The sequence below is a fragment of the Parapedobacter sp. 2B3 genome, assembly GCF_041925275.1.
Classification (GTDB): Bacteria; Bacteroidota; Bacteroidia; order Sphingobacteriales; family Sphingobacteriaceae; genus Parapedobacter; species Parapedobacter pyrenivorans_A.
Genome location: NZ_JBHEUZ010000016.1, coordinates 1 through 18,618 on the forward strand (window position 1 = coordinate 1; position 18,618 = coordinate 18,618).

The window sequence follows — 18,618 nt, forward strand, 5'->3', positions numbered from 1 at the left end:
GAACGGTATGCCGGGTGGTGTGAGAGGTCGGAAAATAGAATAGGAGGAAAACTATTCTATTTTCCTCCTACTCGATTAGAATTCACCCATATCCGCCAGTTCGGCCTTCATCAGGAATACATTGTAGGGCAACCACATCGACATGAGGAAGTAGATATCGTGGCCCGTCACCGATAATGGATGGATATAGGAACCATACAGCTGGGCATATTGGCTGCCCGGCGCCAATGTATAGGGGGCGCTCCAGGGCCCGGTTATGTCATCGGCCGTACGCAGGGTCAGCTCGTACCGGTCGCCGTTGAAATAGGCAATTATCCACTTTTCAAGGGTTTCATTGTAGATGAACGAAAGTTCGCCCACCTTGTCGTCAATCAACACCGTGGCCCTGCCTTCATCGCCCCGTACCCACTGGCCCGCCGTGCCGTCCCAATATTCGTAATCCGGCAGCTTTTCGATATCAGCCTCCAGGAACCGCGCAAGGCGTGCCGGGCTATCACGCCCCGTCTGCGTGCCAACCATGTACACATAGCCCCCCTCCTTGAAGTACCCCACCTGCCCGAACGGGCTGTTAGACGAAAACCCCACGTCTTCGCATCGGCCCCAGGTCTGGCCGTTATCGGTCGATTTGTAAAGCCCCGAATAGTTGGTTACCCACCCTGTCCACGACCGCATATTGAAATAATGCACGTAATCCGCGCCGTTGGCCCGGATGGCCGCCGTGGGGATCGATGTCCAATCGCCATTGCCCGACACGTCTTTTGCGCTATAGATAATCTCGCGGGCATTCCCACCATTATCCGTAGCCATGCCACTCAACGTCAGTCCGTCTTCCAGGTCACCATCTGTCGAGAATGCCAGCACGTTGCTCCGCCAGCTACCGCCGTTGGGTCCGGGGCTGCTCGGATTGGGGGCAAAATCATGGCCGTACGTGTCGCCAAAGAAGAGCCCATATGTTCCCGGCGCCATTTCCCACACCACGCCGAGGTCCGTGCCGCCCACGTTCCATGCGGTAGCGGTATTGTTCGGGCTGGGGAACGCTTCCTCGGCGATGGGCCTTCCGGTTACCCGCGCGATGCGGGTAACTTCGCGGATGAAAAAACCCCATCGGTTGTCTACCTTTAGGGATAACTCGTTCGATACATTCCCGTCATGGTAATGCGCGGTCAGCACCAACCGGAAAGACTCGGGGTCGGACGATTGGATGGCGTATGTGAGCACATACGATGCAGAGAGCTCGGACCGGTCTATCTTGGCTGAAAACTGACCGCCGCCGCTCTTCCTTACCATGAGATAGGCAATGGCATCAAGATCGTTGAAACCCAGCGTGGCAGATACCGTTTTCGCCTCCTTGTCGGGAACGAGGGTCAGCGCCGACGATGTGATTTCATCGCTCGGTACAAAGGGCGGACCATCCTCGCGGCCACATGCGGTCAACAAGCACAGCCACCCCATTATAACGGCGCATACACGCGTACGCTTTGCGTTCCTTGGCCTCATCGCACGTTATTGGACCTCAAGCACCAGGCCGGACGAATAGACCCGATCCGGTTTTCCGGTTTCCCGGGCCTCGTCTGATAGATTGCCGGCGAGCTTGACCACAAACCGGTAGGACATACTTGGATCAATCGGAATCTCAGCTGACGTGTTCTCGCCACCAGCGATGATGACGTCCCGGTAGATATCGTTTTCTACTTTCTGTATACTCACCTCCAATGGACGCCGGAATGCGGGCGATATATCCGCCGGGAAACCCCACGTGATCTTCACTGTATTTCCTGTCTTCGTGTAAGCCAGGTCATCTACGTTAGGCAACGAATGGTCGAAATCTTTTGCATCTACAATGCCTCGATCGTAACAACTTGAAAACAGTCCGATGGCAAGTATAACCAGCAGGACATGAACTGAAAATCGCTTCATAACTAATGATTTGTTATTAATACCCAACATTTTGTGTATAATTCCCTTTCGCCCAGTTGATCTGCGGTTGCGGAATGGGGAAATACTCGTCGCGCCCCGCCGTAAAGCGTGCCACGCCCATCCACGAGAACCTATCTTTTTCAACTTCGAAATAGTCATTCATCGTTTCCTCTAAAATACCCCACCGTTGCAGATCGAAGAAGCGGCGCCCTTCGGCGGCCATTTCCAGGCGGTTTTCCCATTGCATGGCCTTCCACGCGAATTCCTTGGTCCATTCACAATTTACGCCGGGCTTATAGGGTTCGATATGATAGTCAAGCGAAGGCGTTCCATCTGCCATCACCAGCCGGTCCGTGCTGTTGGCCGCACGTTCGCGGATTTTGTTGATCAGCGGCAGCGACTCGTCCCACCGATCCAGCTGGATCAGCACTTCGGCTTTCCACAATAGTACTTCGTCGTAGCGGATCATCCGTTTATTCATCGAGTTAAATTGCCATCCGTCATACAGCAAACAATCGCAATCGGGCGGAACCAACTCCTTGATCGATTTGAAATAGCCATAATCGCCCGCATTTCGGATGCCGGCTTTTTCGAATAACATATTCGGAACATATTTCCACGGCAGGCCGGGCGCGGCAACGGTATGGCTGAAACGCGGGTCGAACGTATTTTCTTCAAAATATGCCGCCTCGCCGTCTGCATAGCTGGTCCCGTTGTAGGTATCAAACAACGGCAGTCCGTCGGGCCCCGTTTTAAACGCATTAGCCATCGTATAGCTGATCTGATGGAAACCACAGCACTGGTAACCACCCCAGTTGAACGGATGGTTCAGGCCTTCACTCCGGTTTATTTTGCCGCCGCTTGAGCTACCGTCATCGATGGAATACTGGATTTCCCAAATCGATTCTTTGGTGTTATTATCAAAAGCGATGTCGAAGTTTTCCGCAAAATCGGGCTGCAGGCCCACCTTTGCACCTTCCTGATCGGTCAATTTATTCAAGTACGTCAATGCCTCGGAAAGCCGTTCCTTGTTCACGTTCGTCACCTGGTTCCGGTCGTCCTGCTCATAGGCCATGAACATGAGTATCCGGGCTACCATTGCGGTCGCTGCATTTTTATCAATCCGTCCCTTCTCGGTTTGTACCGGTGGCAGCAATTCTTCCGCGCGCTTGAAGTCGGCCAGCAGACGCTCCCAAAGGTATTGGTCATTCGGTTGCGACAAGTCCCGGTTAGCAACGGCTTCAAATTCTGCCGAAGTACCGACTACATTTTCATCGATGTAGGGAATATACTTGAAGAATTGCTTTAACCGGAAGTGCGTAAAGGCCCGGAGGAACGTTACTTCACCGATACGGGAATTCTTATCCGGGAATTCCTCCTCCGTAACGGTATTCAACCGCTGGATGGCCGTATTGCACCGCTGGATGATTTGGTAAGACACGTACCACGGATAGTCAAGGGGCCACCCGTTCGGTTGCAACGTGACGAAAATTTCCATATTGTGCCAGCCATCGCCGTCCCAAGTGCCGCCGCCCCCTTTGTATGAATCGTCCGACCGCAAGGAGCCGGTCCACCATGGGGAGAAAGGCGAATCCCACGAGGGGATATCCGTTATCCGGGCATAGGCCGCGGTTACGAACCCTTCCATATCGCTGGGCTTCGTGAGCAGCGACTCATCCAATACTTGTTTAGGTGCCACATTCAGGGAATCGGCACACCCCATCACCGTGGCCAGGGCAAGGAGGGATAATATCGTGAATTTAAACTTTTTCATAATCAAACAATTTAGAAAGTAACGTTAAGACCAAAAGTCAAAAAGAACGGCGTCAGGTAACCGTAGCCCGGCATCTCCGGGTCAATGCTGGTAAACCGATCGTCTCCCCAGCTCTTCTTTAACGTCAATACGTTTCGGGCCGAAGCGTATAAACGCAAATGCTGCATCATCAGCTTGCTCGAAGCAGCTGCGGGAAGCGTATACCCGAGTTCGATGTTACGCAGCTTCAGGTAAGACCCGTTTTCCACGTAATAGCTCGAAAAGCGTTGTTCCGCATTTTGGGTCGAGTTGGAAATGGCAGGGATATCGGAGTTTGGGTTATCGTACGACCAGCCATCCAGTATACGCACTTCGTGGTTCTTGTGTGCCGGCACGGTAATGTTCCACAGGTCAGATTCGCGCTTCCAGGCGTTATCCACCTGGTTGCCGAACACACCTTGGAAAAATACGTTCAAATCGAAGTTCTTGTATCCGAGGTCGAAGGTCACACCGCCGAAGAAGTCGGGGTCGGTGATGCCGATATAGGTACGGTCAAAATCCTGCACAATACCGTTACCGTCCAAATCCTTATACCGGATACGTCCCACCGCTTTGCCAGGTTGTTCGGCGTGGGCATCCACCTCAGCCTGCGTCTTGAAAATACCATCCGCCACCAAACCATACAAGATGTGGGGTGTCCGGCCCAATACCAAATCATACACCCCATCGCCGGGGTATTTATTGATCACGTTTTCGGGCAGGCTGACGATCTCGGTTTTATAGGTCCCCAGATTGGCCGAGATGGCATACCGGAATGCGCGTTGCGGATCGTTGCGGTAACCGATTTCAAATTCAAACCCTTGGTTGTTCATATCGGCGCCGTTGATCCAGGGTTCACCGCCTTCACCCATGGCGGCGATGTAAGGCGTTTGTACCAGGATATCGCTTGTTTTTTTCAAATAGTAACCCAACGATCCGGTCAGCCGGTTATCAAAGAGACCGAAATCAACCGCCACATCGGTTTGTGTGGTGGTTTCCCATTTCAGTGCCGGGTTCCCCAGCCATGTACGGCGATAGCCGGAGTACAGATCTCCGCTCTCATTACCTTCTATGGGATACGAGGTGCCGAAGTAATCGGTGGTAAACGGTGTGGAGGTATAGCCCCGCGGTAGTCCCTGTACGCTTCCGTTTGCGCCCCATCCCGCACGGAGCTTGAGATCGGATATGACCTCATGGCCTTGCATGAACGGCTCGTTGCTGATCCGCCATCCGGCAGAAAACGCCGGGAATATTGCGTATCTATTTTCGGCACCGAAAAGCGATGAGCCGTCGCGGCGTACGGTGGCGGAGAACAGGTACTTCCGGTCGTACACATAGTTTGCCTTGGCAAACAGCGAGAAATACACATATTCATCTGCCGAACTGCCCAGTGAATATTTCGAGCCGGTGGTGATACCGAGGTGGGCGAAATCGCGGTCTTCCAGGTAAACCCCTTCCCGCCGGGCCCAGAAGCCCTCCTGGACAAACCGGGTGTATTCAACACCCGCCACAGCATCGAGGCTATGTTTATCACGGTTCATGTTGTATGACAACGTATTGGTCCACACGTAACTCAACGGATGGGATTGGTCGCTCCGCACGTAATTCTCGCCATCGCTGTTCCGGCCACCGGTTTCCGACCATTCTTTCTCCAGGTTGCGGCTATATGCATTCCCGTAGTCAACGCCGAATTGCGTCCGTGCGGAGATACCGTTCCAGATATCCAGGTCGGCATACACGTTTCCGATGACTTTCACGTAGTTGGCAATATTGTCCTGGTTGTCTGTGAGCACGCGTACCGGGTTGGTAAAATCGTCAAATCCGGCTGCTCCGGCCCATCCGCCGTTGATGTCGTAAACCGGGCCCGCGGGCGGATTGATCAGTGCCCAACGCAGCTCGTTTGCATCGCGGTACTGCAAGTAAGAAACAGCCAGGTTCTCTCCTATCCGCAACCGGTTGTTGATGAGGCTATACTCGTTATTGGCACGTATGGAATATTGCCTGAAGAAGGTGTGTATCTGTGTTCCCTCATTGTCGTAATAGCCCAGAGACAACAAGCTTCTCGACCGCTCCGTTCCGCTGGACACCGTCAGCTGGTGGTTGGTCATCACCGCCGGACGGAGAATTTCGCCCAGCCAGTCCGTGTCGGAGCCGCGGACGGTCTGTTCGGTATTCAACCATTCCGCCGGTTTCACCGATTCCAGTACCGGCCGGCCGTTTTCGTCACGGTGCCATGTAAAATCATAGGTGGCGGGCAAGTTCATCGCCATACCGTACACTTGCTCATCGTAGGCATACGCCCGGAATGTGGCAATGCCATATTGCTCCGCATTCAACAGCGTAGGCCGGTTAATCACGTTGCTCATAGCCACGCTACCGTTGTACTCCACCTTGGTCTGGCCGATCTTACCCTTCTTTGTTTGGATCAGGATAACCCCGCCTGACGCCCGTGCGCCGTAAATACTGGCCGATGCGGCATCTTTCAGCACCTGTATCGATTCGATATCGGCGGAGTTGATGTCGCGGAGGTTCAGGTTTTCCGTCGGCATGCCATCCAATACGATCAATGGCTTTACGCCTCCTGATAAGGAAGAGAGCCCCCGCACCTGTACGGTTACCCCCTCCGCGGGGTTACCCCCGTTGGTGGTGATGTGTACCCCGGCCAGCTTTCCCTGGAGGGATTTCATGGCATTTGCCGATGGATTTTTGGCAATATCATCGGCCGTGGCCATCGCAATCGAACCGGTCACATCGGCCTTCCGCTGGGTCATGTACCCGATGTACACTTCCTGCAGCATGGTCTCGTCTTCCCCCATCACCACGTTGATGAGGGAGAGGCCCCTTACCGGGCGTTCTTCGGTCTTCTTTCCGGTGTAGGAAAACACGAGAACGGCATCTTCATCGGCCACGCCGATCTCAAACACCCCTGTGGCGTCTGTCACGGTCCCTACGGTTGTTCCCTTGATGTAAATACTGGCACCTGCCAACGGCTGGTTGGTACCTTCTTCCGTAACTGTTCCCCGCACCAATTTGGGCTGCCACAGGATGTGTGGCAACGCGGTGGCATAGGCATGAACAGCGAGGCCCAGCAGTAAGCAGGCCAACATGGTTTTGTTCATCGCATTTTTCATAAAATTTATCATAATTGGTAATCGCATTTATCAGGTTCACCCGGATCCATTCCGGTCATCTTCTCGCAATAAAACCAGCACCTTTCGGCTGTGTAACTTAAAACTATCGGTCAGTACGTTGTCAATTCGTCATACGAAGGTCGGTGGTATTCGCGCTCCATCACACCTCTTCGTTAACCAATGATGACTGTATTTTATCATTTCAATGATATTAAATAAGTGTTAAACCCACATTTGAGGGCAAATACACCTTTTTTTTAGCTTATACTGACTGTATTTTATCACAACCTGTTTGCGGTTCCTCCGTGGCGGCACGGCCGGGTTATCTCCGGGTGGTTTGCATTTTCTATCTTTGCCACCTCGAGGTTATGCCGATCGATTTTTCACATATCGCGCTTCCGATTATGGAAATAGTGCCGCAACTGCGGGAGCGACTGGCTGTGCACAACAATGTCGTTGTGGGTTCGCCACCGGGGGCCGGCAAAAGTACCATTGTACCTCTTGTGTTGCTGGATGAACCGTGGCTGCATGGCCGGAAGATCGTGATGCTCGAACCGCGCCGCTTAGCCGCTAGCACCATTGCCCGCCGTATGGCTACCCTGCTTGGCGAAAGTGCCGGCGAAACAGTGGGCTACCGTGTACGCTTCGAAAACCAAACCTCCTCGCGCACACGCATCGAAGTGGTTACCGAAGGCATCCTTACCCGCATGCTGCATCACGACAACGCCTTGGAAGACGTGGGTGCCATCATCTTCGATGAATTCCATGAGCGGCGGCTGCATACCGACCTATCCCTGGCACTATGCCGCGAGAGCCAACAGGTACTGCGTCCCGACCTGCGCATGCTCATCATGTCGGCTACGCTGGATACAGGGCCACTGGCCGATCTGCTCGATGCCCCCGTGGTAAGAAGCCAGGGGCGCCTATATCCCATTACCATCATCCACACCGAAGAACCAGACCGCCGTGAGTTGCCGATACACTGTGCGCGTACCATTACCCGTGCATGCCGGGAGCAACCGGGCGATATCCTTGCCTTCCTCCCCGGCGAAGCCGAGATACGGGCCTGCGAGCAATTGCTGCTGGCCAACCCGATGGGGGCCGCCATCCACCCGCTATACGGGCAGCTCTCTCTGGCAGCGCAACACGCCGCCATCCAGCCCCACCGGGGCGGGCAACGCAAGATCGTATTGGCCACCTCCATTGCCGAAACCAGCCTCACGATTGAGGGTATCGGTGTGGTGGTAGATTGCGGCTACACGCGTACGATGGTGTACGACCCGCCATCGGGCCTCTCCCGCCTCAAGACCGAGCGTATCTCACAGGATGCCGCCGACCAGCGGGCGGGCCGCGCCGGACGCGTTGGCCCGGGCACCTGCTACCGCATGTGGTCGCGTGCCACCGAACAGCGCATGGCTGCCTACCGCACCCCGGAAATGCTGCAGGCCGACCTCACCCCGCTGGTGCTCGATACGGCCAAATGGGGCGTGCAAGACGCAGCACAGCTGGACTGGATCACCCCACCGCCGGCAAGCAGCGTGGCGCAGGCAAACGATCTCCTGCATGCACTCGGCGCACTACGCAATGGCAAGATCACCCCCCATGGCCGTGCCATACATGCCCTGCCCTGCCACCCCCGCATGGCCCACATGCTGCTTGAAAGCAAGCACATGCGTCAACCCGCTCTCGCCACCGATCTCGCGGCACTGCTGGAAGAGCGCGATCCACTCGGCCGTGAGACCGGCATCGACATCAACCTCCGTGTCGAGGCATTACGTCGGCACCGCGCGCACGGCAAACAGGGCAAGCGCTTTGATAACCTCGAGAAAATAGCGCGCTCTTACCGTAAATTGCTCGGCATTGAGGCCGATAACGGCACGGCCGATGCCCATGCCACCGGACGGCTGCTCACCTACGCTTATCCCGAGCGCATCGCCAAGGCACGAAACGACGGCCGGGGCACTTTTCAACTGGCCAACGGCAAACGGGCGGCGGTACCCCAGGGCGATGACCTGGCCCACGAAACGTGGTTGGCCATCGCCTTGCTCGACGCGCGCGATGGACTGGGCAAAATATTCCTGGCATCGCCCGTGTACCCGGAAGACTTGGCTCCGCTCGCCAACGAAACCGAACGCATCGTGTGGGACACCAGAAAGGGAGGCATCATTGCTACGAAAGACAAGCGCATCGGCCATATCACGCTGCAGTCCGTGCCGCTTGCCCAACCTACCGACGGGGCCGTGATGCCCGTACTATACGAGGCCATCCGTACCGAAGGCCTCCAGTTGCTCACCTTTTCCGATGCCGTGGAGCAATGGCAGAATCGCGTTGGCAGCCTTCGGCATTGGCACCCCAACCAAGGGTGGCCCGACATGAGCACCACCACACTCCTACAGCAGCCCGAAGACTGGCTTGCGCCTTACCTAATGGGTATCCGAAAAATGGAAACATTGCAGAAGCTGGATATACACAACATACTCACCAATAGCTTAACCTATGATCAGCAGCAGGTGCTAAACCAACTTACCCCAACAACGCTTACAGTGCCTAGTGGATCGGCCATCAGACTCCATTATTCGCCAATGGGCGAACCGCCCGTACTGGCCGTGCGCCTACAGGAAGTATTCGGTTTGCTGGATACGCCGCTCGTCAACGGCGGCAAAACACCCGTGGTGATGCACCTGCTGTCGCCGGGATTCAAACCCGTCCAGGTCACAGCCGACCTCCGCAGCTTCTGGCAAACCACCTACTTCGAGGTCCGCAAGGAACTCAAACGGCGGTATCCCAAGCATGCATGGCCCGACGACCCGCTCCTTGCCAACGCCGTTCGTGGCGTGCCCAAGAAATCAACGGTTTCCAAAGTGCGCTAGGCAGTTTTCACAATCAACCGCCGGGCGTGGCTAAACAAGGGATACTCCTTATTCAGTACTGCTATCAGTACATTGGCATCGAGGAATAACTTCATTTGCGGGTGGCGAGGTATTCGTCTTTTACAGCTTTGCGGCTGCGCGGCGAACGTTGGTATTCAACGGACCCTTCTGCAAGCATATTCACCCAATCGGAAATGGGCAACTCTTCCAGACTATCGTACGTTTTGTGCGCGAGCTGCCGATAGATAAACTCAGTAAGCCGTGAAAGGCTGATGTGATGGGCATTGGCAAATTCCTTGGCTTGCTTTACAACGTCTTTATCGAAGGAAAGGGTTATTTTGGTATCCATGTCTCACACATTACAGGTTAATACGACAAAAATAAAAATTCAATACGTGCAAACAAAGAGATTCCTTACTTTTAGGTAAGACCAACGGTCTCGCCATTCGGTGTATTTTTAGTAAATTCGCCCATTCATATTTTCAAATACATGAGCAATCCGTTGTTGAAGCCATTTGGCACCCCTTTCGATAGCATTCCCTTTGAGGCCATAAAAACCGAACACTTCAAACCCGCCATCCTGCAATTGATCGCTAACGCCAAGAAGGAAATCGACGCCATCGTCGACGACCCGGCACCCGCCACGTTTGCCAACACCATTGCGGCGATGGAACAAGCCGGCAACGCGCTCAGCATCGCTTCGGCCACCTTTTTCAACCTCGATGCGGCCGAAACGAATGACGACATCCAGCAGTTGGCGCAGGAGCTTTCGCCCATATTGGCAGAATACAGCAACGATATCATGCTCAACGAAGGCCTTTTCAGCCGCGTTAAACAGATGCATGACGAAGCCGACCCCGCCACAATCACGGCCGAGGAGGCACGGCTGCTAGACAAGACCTACCAAGGGTTTGCGCGCAATGGGGCATTGCTTTCTACCGAAAACAAGGAAAAACTCCGCGATATTGATAAGCAGCTGGCCACGCTGACCATGAAATTCTCCCAGCATGTGCTACAGGAGACCAACGCCTACCATCTGCATGTGCAGGAGGCATCGCAACTGGCGGGCCTTCCCGATTCCATCCTGGCGGCAGCCAAGGCCGAGGCAGAAAAACGCGACCTGGAAGGCTGGGTATTCACCCTGCATTTCCCCAGCTACGTACCGTTCATGAAATACGCGGCAAACCGGGCGCTGCGCGAGGAACTCTATAGGGCCTCGGCCACCCGCGCCCTGAAAGACAACGAAAACAACAACGAGGGCATTGTACGCGATATCGTCGACCTGCGCGGCCGCAGGGCCAGCCTACTGGGTTTCGGCACCCATGCCGACTTCGTACTGCAGGAACGCATGGCCGGCTCGCCAGCGATCGTGTTGGGCTTCCTGAACGACCTGCTGGTCAAGGCCAAACCCCACGCCATCCGGGAAGTGGACCAATTGAAAGCCCTTGCCGCGAAAGATGGCATCGGCGAACTGATGCCCTACGACCACGCTTATTACGCCGAAAAGCTGCGGGAGGCGAAGTTCAACTTTTCCGACGAGGCGTTGAAACCCTATTTCCCACTGGCGCAGGTACTCGATGCCGCGTTTGCCGCTGCTGGCCAGCTCTATGGGCTTTCTTTTTCGGTACGTACGGACATCCCCACCTACCACCCCGAAGTAACCGTGTATGAGGTGCTCGAAAATGGCAAGCACAAAGCACTGCTGTATACCGACTGGCACCCGCGCGACGGGAAGCGTGCCGGGGCCTGGATGACCGCCTACAGGGGCCAATGGATGGAAAACGGCCAAAATATACGCCCCCATATTTCCATCGTTTGCAACTTCGCCCGGCCCGTTGGCAATACGCCCTCCCTCCTCACCTTCAACGAAGTAACCACTCTCTTCCACGAGTTCGGCCACGCCCTGCACGGCATATTGGCAGACACCGTGTACGAAAGCCTATCGGGCACCAACGTATATTGGGATTTCGTGGAGCTGCCCTCGCAGTTCATGGAAAACTACTGCTACGAAAAGGAATTTCTCCGTTCGTTTGCGCACCATTACCGAACCGGTGCCCTGCTGCCCGATGCGGAAATCGATAAGATCGTCGCTGCCGCCAATTTCATGGAAGGTTACCAGACCATGCGGCAGCTTAGCTTCGGCTTGCTCGATATGGCCTACCATACCGGCAAGCTGGATGCAGACCTATCCGTCGAACATTTCGAAAAGGCAACCATACGTGATACGCAGCTTTACCCCGACGTACCTGGCACGGCACAGAGTACCGCCTTCTCGCACATCTTTGCCGGGGGATATTCCGCCGGCTACTACTCATACAAGTGGGCCGAGGTGCTCGACGCCGATGCCTTTGCTTATTTCAAAGAGACGGGCATCTTCAACGCCGAGACAGCGGACAAGTTCAAAGCCCTACTCAGCAGTGGAGGTACGGTAGACCCCATGGAGTTGTACATCCGGTTCAGGGGCCGGAAACCCGAGCCCGACGCTTTGCTGAAGCGGGCCGGGCTGATTGCATCTTAGGAGCTGCGGGGCCTGCCGATCATGGAAGCGGCCTCCCCTTACCACAACGCTCCCGCACGCGAAACAGAGCTCGGCATCACTCACCGGCAGCGGCCCAACGTCGCGCACCGGTTTGCCGTTCCCATCCAATAACGTGGCACAGTATCGACATGGAACAGATTTCATGCGTTGTTGAAATGTGGATTGTAAATCAATCCGATAAGGTTACCCCAGGGATCTTCGACTTTCGCCACCACAATACCGCCGCCCACCTCCCTAGGCGCTTCGTGCGGTTCGGCGCCGGCCTCTATGAAATGTAGGTACGCTTCGCGGAGATCCTTCACACCCCAATAGGCCACCACGCTTTCGGGTCTGTGGTCAGGGGCGGTGTCTTCCGGTTGTAATCCCAGTTCAAAGCCGCCGATATCGAACCCGATGTAAAAAGGCTCGTCAAAATAGGGTGGCACGTCGAACGCCCGGGCATACCACCGCTTGGCAGCGTTGAGGTCTGTTACCCGATAAATGGCGGTACGGAGGCCTAAGATGGGATCTTTCATAATCGTTGTCTTTTAAACACCTTCAAATATAAAACTAATTTAATTAGCACACAACTATTATGGAAAAACTTCCCTATCAGCGGGCCGACACAGCTTCCGTGCGTTTCGTTTCAAACAAAATCTGACCTTGTAGGTTTATGCTATGAATAACAACGCAACACGATGGGCATAGAAAATCTTCAAAACCGGGAAGCCAGTGAAAAACCGACTTGTCGCATGGCCCCGACTATCCTCAATGGGCGTGTCCATGTTCTCCGGTATCACCCATCTTGGCATAGACGAAAAATGCTCCCTTCACCACGATGGGTGTGCCCGGCACGATTTCACGGACAGGCGTAATTGCCGTATAGCCCAATCCGGCAGCACCCTTCATCACTTCCATCTTTTCGAAGCGCAAGCCATGGTCGTGTTCCTCTCCACCATGCTCATGCGGCTCTTCTTCCTCCCCGCTAACCAAAAAGATATAATACCTGCCATCGGCGTTCACGATGGCATCGTTGGGCACAGCCACGCTTGCTTCACCCCCCAGATCCACGGTGCCGGTGATATTCATCCCGTCTATAAGCCCCGTCTTATCACCGATTACCTTGCAGTGTATCGCAATGGTTTTGCTCTCGCTGTTGAACGATGAACCGATGTTATAAACCTCAGCCACATATGTTTTGTGCGGGCTGTTGGTTACCACGAAGTCTATTTTCTGACCGACCTTAATAGATGGGATATCCTTTTCAAACACTTGCAAGTCCAAATGCAAGGCCCTGTTTTCCACCAATTCGGCGATGGGCGAAGAAACATCCACATAACTCCCTATCTTCGCGAACACCTCACTCACGGTGCCATTTATCGGACTGGCAACGACCAACGATGATCGAAGGGTGGTAATCGAAAGCGAAGCCGGATGGATGCCCATCAACTGCAATTGTTGCTGCAGCGACGCTTTCCGCGTCTTTAGCGTATTCAATTCGGCAACGGCGCGTTGTAGGTTTTTCTTCGCTCCCACATCCCCTTCGCTCAGGTCCTGTTGCCGGGTGAGTTCCTGTTCGGCAAATTCGATGTCGCTGTTGAGCCGCAGGTATTCTTCCTGCGGCTGTATGAATTGCGGATTGGAAACGGTCGCAATGGCTTGTCCTCTCTTTACGTCATCCCCTATCTCTACGTCGAGGGTCTTTACGATTCCGCCGAACAGCGACGTCACGTTCGCCTTGTTCGTATTGGGTACCCGCAAGAAACCGTTGGCTTTCATCGTGGCAGAAAGCTGCTTCAATTCGACGGAGCCGATCTCAATTCCCACGGTTTTCAGCTGCTCGTCGGTAAGTGTGACTGTATTTTCCGTGTCGTGTGCAGCTTGCGACGTTTCCGACGGCGTACCGTGGTCGTGCCCGCCGCCTGCGGCAGGTTGGTTTGTACACCGATACAGTAATGTGAACGATGCAGCCATCAAAACCCCAAAAAACAACTTATTTATCGTGCGTTGCATAGCATGTCTTATTTATTCATTAGTGAGTGGATAAGCATTACAGTCTCGTTGATTTGCTGTATGCTCCTTAGGTAATTAAGTTTGATGTCGGCCATGGTCTGCAAAGCATGGAGGTATTCCAGGTAAGAAATATCGCCCGTGCCATATCCCAAGCCGGCGGCCTCTATCATTTTATCAGCGTTCGGAAGCGCCTGTTGTTTGAAGTAATCGAACCGTGCCCGGTAATGCGCGTATTGGTTCAGCAAATTGGCCAGTTCCGTTTCCAGCTGTTGCTCCTGCCATTTCGCATCCGCCTCCAGCGATTGCGTTTGAAGGTCAAGCGCACGTATCTTCGCTTGGGACGCCCCAAATGCCAACGGCACAGCGATACCCACATCGAAAAAGCTAAACCGCTGATCCCTGCCATAAAACTGCTCCACCCCATTCTTGCTATGCATCCCGATCAACGAAATATTGTTGTAGCCCACGGTAAAGTCGGGCAATGCGTTTGCCCGTTCTACCTTCTTACGCTGCTCGGCCACCCGGACGTCCTGGTATAGGGCCCGGATACGCGGATGATGTCCAACGGACGGACCCTCGATCGAAGGGCTTAAAAGCAGTGGTTCATCATCCGACGGGGTTTCAATCATAAAATCCTCCTGCACCTGCATGAAGGTCTTCAGGCTTTTATACGCGTTTTGTCTGGAAACCTCATTTTCCTGAACCAATAGAAATATCTCCCCCTTTTTGGTAACGGCGGTATGGACGTCCAGTTTACCGATCTCTCCCGTTTTATACCGCAGTTCGGCAACCCTGATAAAATCGGCATAAATACTGTCTAGGCTTTTCAGCACCGCCGCCGTGTGCGTTAAATAGGCGAGTTGGTAAAAGTGACCCCGTACCTGCCTTTTCAGTTCATTCACCGTCACGGCCCTGGCCAACTCTTCCCTTTTCACGTGTGCTTCGGCCAGCCTTTTCTGCGCCCCGAAGCGCGTGGGAAACGGTACCTCCTGCGAAACCTGCATACCGTCATTGTATTCAAATCCGTCGGTGTTGCCGTATTGGAAATTAAACGCCGTTTTGGGCAGTTCAAAGGCAGCTTTGCTCATCCGCTGGGCCGATTGGATGGCCAGGTCTTTCGACAGGATTTCGGTGTTGTTCCGCAGGGCGATTTCGATCGCCTCGTCCACGTCGATGGTTTGCGCGTTGCTGTTTTGGGACAAACCCAGCCAGGCAAACACCAACAGCGTTCCGGCTTTACATTTACGGCTCCGGGGCCATTCCCTGTTTTTCATAAATACCAGGTACAGCAGCGGGAGTACAAATAACGTCAGCGCCGTAGCGGTAATCAATCCGCCGATAACCACCGTGGCCAATGGTTTTTGTACTTCGGCACCCGCACTGGTGCTCAGTGCCATCGGCAGAAAACCCAGACTTGCCACCGAGGCCGTCATCAATACCGGGCGCAACCTTGTTTTGGTTCCCTCTATGACCCGGGGCACCAGCTCATCCCAGCCCTCCTTTTCCAATCGGTTGAAGGTGGCAATCAACACAATCCCGTTTAAAACGGCCACACCAAACAAGGCAATGAAACCGACACCGGCCGAAATGCTGAACGGCATATCCCGTACAAGCAGCGCAAACACGCCTCCGATGGCACTCATCGGGATGGCGGTGTATACCAGCACGGCCTCCTTGAGTGAATGGAAGGTGAAATAGAGCAACACGAAAATCAAGAGCAGCGCAATCGGCACAGCAACCAACAGCCGGTCGGTTGCCTTCTGAAGATTCTCGAACTGGCCTCCATAGGTAACATAATAACCCGTAGGGAGTTTGACCTGTTCGGCCAATCTATCCTGGATTTCGTTTACCACACTTTCCACGTCCCTTCCCTGCACATTGAAGCCCACATAAATCCTACGCTTGCCACCTTCGCGGCTGATTTGTGCCGGGCCCAGCCGATAGTCGATCGTGGCAATCTGCGAAAGCGGTATCTGGTCTCCGCCCGGAATGGGAATAAACAGGTTATTCACATCTTCAATGGCGCCGCGATGCGCTTCATCCAGCCGTACTACCAGATCAAACTTACGCTCGTTTTCATAAACCACGCCTGCCACTTTGCCCGCAAACGCCGTACTGACCACGTCATTTACCTGCGCTATGTTCAAGCCGTAGTTGGCTATCCGTGTACGGTTGTATTCAATATTAATTTGCGGCAGGCCGGCCACCCGCTCTACCTGGGGGGCTGTGATGCCAGCTACGGATTGGATGACCGTACTCACCCGGTTGGCATATTCCAGCAGCGAATCCAGGTCCTCTCCAAATATTTTCACCGCTACGTCTTGCCTTATACCTGTCATCAGCTCATTGAAACGCATTTGTATGGGCTGGTTGGCCTCGAAAAACACGCCGGGGATGCTTTCCAGCTTTTCCATCATTTCGTTGGAAAGTTCGTCGTACGATTTCTTTGTCTTCCATTCCTTTCGGGGCTTCAGGATAATCATCAGGTCGGTGGCTTCGGGCGGCATGGGGTCTGTGGGCACTTCCGCAGCGCCGGTTTTGCCTACCACCATCCTCACTTCGTCAAACTCCTTGATCATGCGCGATGCCTGCATCGACGTTTCCAGGCTTTGGCTCAATGATGTCCCCTGCGGCAAGATGCAATGGAAAGCGAAATCGCCCTCCCCCAACCTGGGCAGGAACTCACCGCCCATTTTTGAGAATAAAAAAAGGCTTATCGCAAAAAGGCCCACCGCCAACGCGATCACCAGGTATTTTATGCGTATGGCCCGCTGCAGCAACGGTTGGTAGATGCGTTGGAAATGGCCCATCATCCTATCCGCGAAATCCAGCTTCGCAGCGGGGTTTTTGGATAGGCACAGCGCACTCATCATCGGCACGTAGGTAAACGATAGGAGCAGCGCCCCCAAAATGGCAAAACTGACCGTTTGCGCCATGGGAGTGAACATCTTCCCTTCGATTCCCACCAACGTCAATATCGGGATATAGACAATGAGGATGATGACCTCGCCGAAAGCCGCGCTTGTACGGATTTTCCGGGCCGATTCGTACACTTCCTCGTCCATTTCTTGCTGGGTAAGCCGGCCGGCCGATTTCCGCAGACCCAGGTGGTGCATGGTTGCCTCCACCACAATCAACGAGCCGTCCACGATCAACCCGAAATCAATGGCCCCCAAACTCATCAGGTTCGCACTCACACCAAACAGCCGCATCATGCCCAATGCAAAGAGCATGGATAGCGGTATGGCAGAGGCCACGATCAAGCCCGCCCTGAAATTCCCCAAAAAGAGGATGAGCACGAAAATAACAATCAGCGCACCTTCAATGAGGTTTTTCTGCACCGTGCTGATGGCCCGTCCCACCAAGTCTGTCCGATCCAAAAAAGGCTCTATGACCACGTCGTCGGGCAGCGACTGCTGTATTACCGGTATCTTTTCTTTGATGCGGCTTACCACGGCGGCACTGTTCTCTCCCTTCAACATCATGACGATGCCCCCCACGGCATCCACCTCGCCGTTGTACGTCATGGCACCATACCGGGTCGCGTGTCCAAAACGGACTTCCGCCACGTCTTTGACGAATATCGGTATACCACCGGTGTTCTTCACCATGATATCCCCCACATCTTCCAAGGACGTGGCCAGCCCCACCCCCCGGATAAAATACGCATTCGGCTTCTTATCGATATAGGCACCCCCCGTATTTTCGTTGTTGGTTTCCAGGGCAGTGAAAATATCAGGAATGCTCACATCCAGCGCTTTCATCCTATCGGGGTCAACCGCCACTTCATATTGCTTGAGCAAGCCACCGAAACTATTGACTTCTGCAATCCCCGGCGTGCCGTAAAGTTGCCGGGCCACGATCCAATCCTGCATCGTGCGTAGGTCCATGGCAGAATATTTCTTTTCACTGCCGGCCTTCGGGTGGAGAATGTATTGGTACACTTCCCCCAAGCCTGTGCTGACCGGCGCGAGCTCGGGAGTCCCGATCCCTTCAGGAATCTGCGCCTCCGCTGCCTTGAGTTTTTCATTGACGAGCTGCCGGGCAAAGTAGATGTCCACATCGTCTGCGAATACCACGGTCACCACCGAAAGCCCGAACCTCGAAATACTTCGTATTTCTTCTACTTTCGGAATATTAACGAGGCTCTGCTCAACGGGAAAAGTAACCAGTTGCTCCACTTCCTGTCCGGCCAACGTAGGCGATAGGGTAATGATCTGTACCTGGTTGTTCGTTATATCAGGCTGGGCATCAATGGGGATTTCCGTGGCACTCCATACCCCCCAAACGATGAGCGATAAGGTCATCAACCCTACGATGAACTTATTCTTTATGGAGAATTTTATAATACTGTCTAACACGATTGCAACGATTAAT

Annotated in this window: 10 protein-coding genes; 2 read left to right on the forward strand and 8 right to left on the reverse strand. The window is 54.0% G+C overall.

Going from position 1 to position 18,618, the window contains the following annotated elements:
- Window positions 1–75: 75 nt before the first annotated feature.
- From ACEVG1_RS16535 to ACEVG1_RS16550, 4 genes are read right to left on the reverse strand one after another with little or no spacing between them, the layout of a single operon-like run.
- Window positions 76–1,497: a DUF4185 domain-containing protein gene (locus ACEVG1_RS16535; RefSeq protein WP_374744831.1), complete on the reverse strand. Its 1,422-nt coding sequence runs from the start codon at window positions 1,495–1,497 to the stop codon at window positions 76–78.
- A 6-nt stretch (window positions 1,498–1,503) separates the two neighbouring features.
- The gene (locus ACEVG1_RS16540; RefSeq protein ID WP_374744832.1) at window positions 1,504–1,917 is read right to left on the reverse strand and encodes a DUF4945 domain-containing protein; all 414 of its coding nucleotides are present in this window, start codon (window positions 1,915–1,917) and stop codon (window positions 1,504–1,506) included.
- A gap of 16 nt (window positions 1,918–1,933) precedes the next feature.
- On the reverse strand, window positions 1,934–3,691 hold the full coding sequence (locus tag ACEVG1_RS16545; RefSeq protein WP_374744833.1) for a RagB/SusD family nutrient uptake outer membrane protein: 1,758 nt from the start codon (window positions 3,689–3,691) through the stop codon (window positions 1,934–1,936).
- A gap of 11 nt (window positions 3,692–3,702) precedes the next feature.
- Window positions 3,703–6,828 (reverse strand): SusC/RagA family TonB-linked outer membrane protein, encoded by a 3,126-nt coding sequence (locus ACEVG1_RS16550; RefSeq protein ID WP_374744834.1) that lies wholly within the window; start codon window positions 6,826–6,828, stop codon window positions 3,703–3,705.
- A 416-nt stretch (window positions 6,829–7,244) separates the two neighbouring features.
- Here ACEVG1_RS16550 and hrpB point away from each other — a divergent pair, with 416 nt between their 5' ends.
- Window positions 7,245–9,710, forward strand: coding sequence for an ATP-dependent helicase HrpB (hrpB, locus tag ACEVG1_RS16555; RefSeq protein ID WP_374744835.1), 2,466 nt, complete (start codon window positions 7,245–7,247; stop codon window positions 9,708–9,710).
- 91 nt (window positions 9,711–9,801) lie between these two features.
- On the opposite strand, the gene ACEVG1_RS16560 is transcribed toward hrpB, so the two are convergent.
- A complete protein-coding gene (locus ACEVG1_RS16560; RefSeq protein WP_374744836.1) occupies window positions 9,802–10,059 on the reverse strand; it encodes a DUF6364 family protein in 258 nt (85 codons plus the stop codon).
- Between the two features lie 141 nt (window positions 10,060–10,200).
- Between ACEVG1_RS16560 and ACEVG1_RS16565 the strand changes: the two genes are divergently transcribed.
- Window positions 10,201–12,228 (forward strand): M3 family metallopeptidase, encoded by a 2,028-nt coding sequence (locus ACEVG1_RS16565; protein ID WP_374744837.1) that lies wholly within the window; start codon window positions 10,201–10,203, stop codon window positions 12,226–12,228.
- A gap of 161 nt (window positions 12,229–12,389) precedes the next feature.
- On the opposite strand, the gene ACEVG1_RS16570 is transcribed toward ACEVG1_RS16565, so the two are convergent.
- The 3 genes from ACEVG1_RS16570 to ACEVG1_RS16580 form a co-directional block, all read right to left on the reverse strand.
- Window positions 12,390–12,764: a VOC family protein gene (locus ACEVG1_RS16570; RefSeq protein ID WP_374744838.1), complete on the reverse strand. Its 375-nt coding sequence runs from the start codon at window positions 12,762–12,764 to the stop codon at window positions 12,390–12,392.
- A gap of 232 nt (window positions 12,765–12,996) precedes the next feature.
- The gene (locus ACEVG1_RS16575; RefSeq protein WP_374744839.1) at window positions 12,997–14,241 is read right to left on the reverse strand and encodes an efflux RND transporter periplasmic adaptor subunit; all 1,245 of its coding nucleotides are present in this window, start codon (window positions 14,239–14,241) and stop codon (window positions 12,997–12,999) included.
- Window positions 14,242–14,249: 8 nt separating this feature from the next.
- Window positions 14,250–18,602 carry a CusA/CzcA family heavy metal efflux RND transporter gene (locus ACEVG1_RS16580; protein WP_374744840.1) on the reverse strand — a complete coding sequence of 1,451 codons (4,353 nt, stop codon included), beginning with the start codon at window positions 18,600–18,602 and terminating at the stop codon, window positions 14,250–14,252.
- Window positions 18,603–18,618 lie beyond the last annotated feature (16 nt).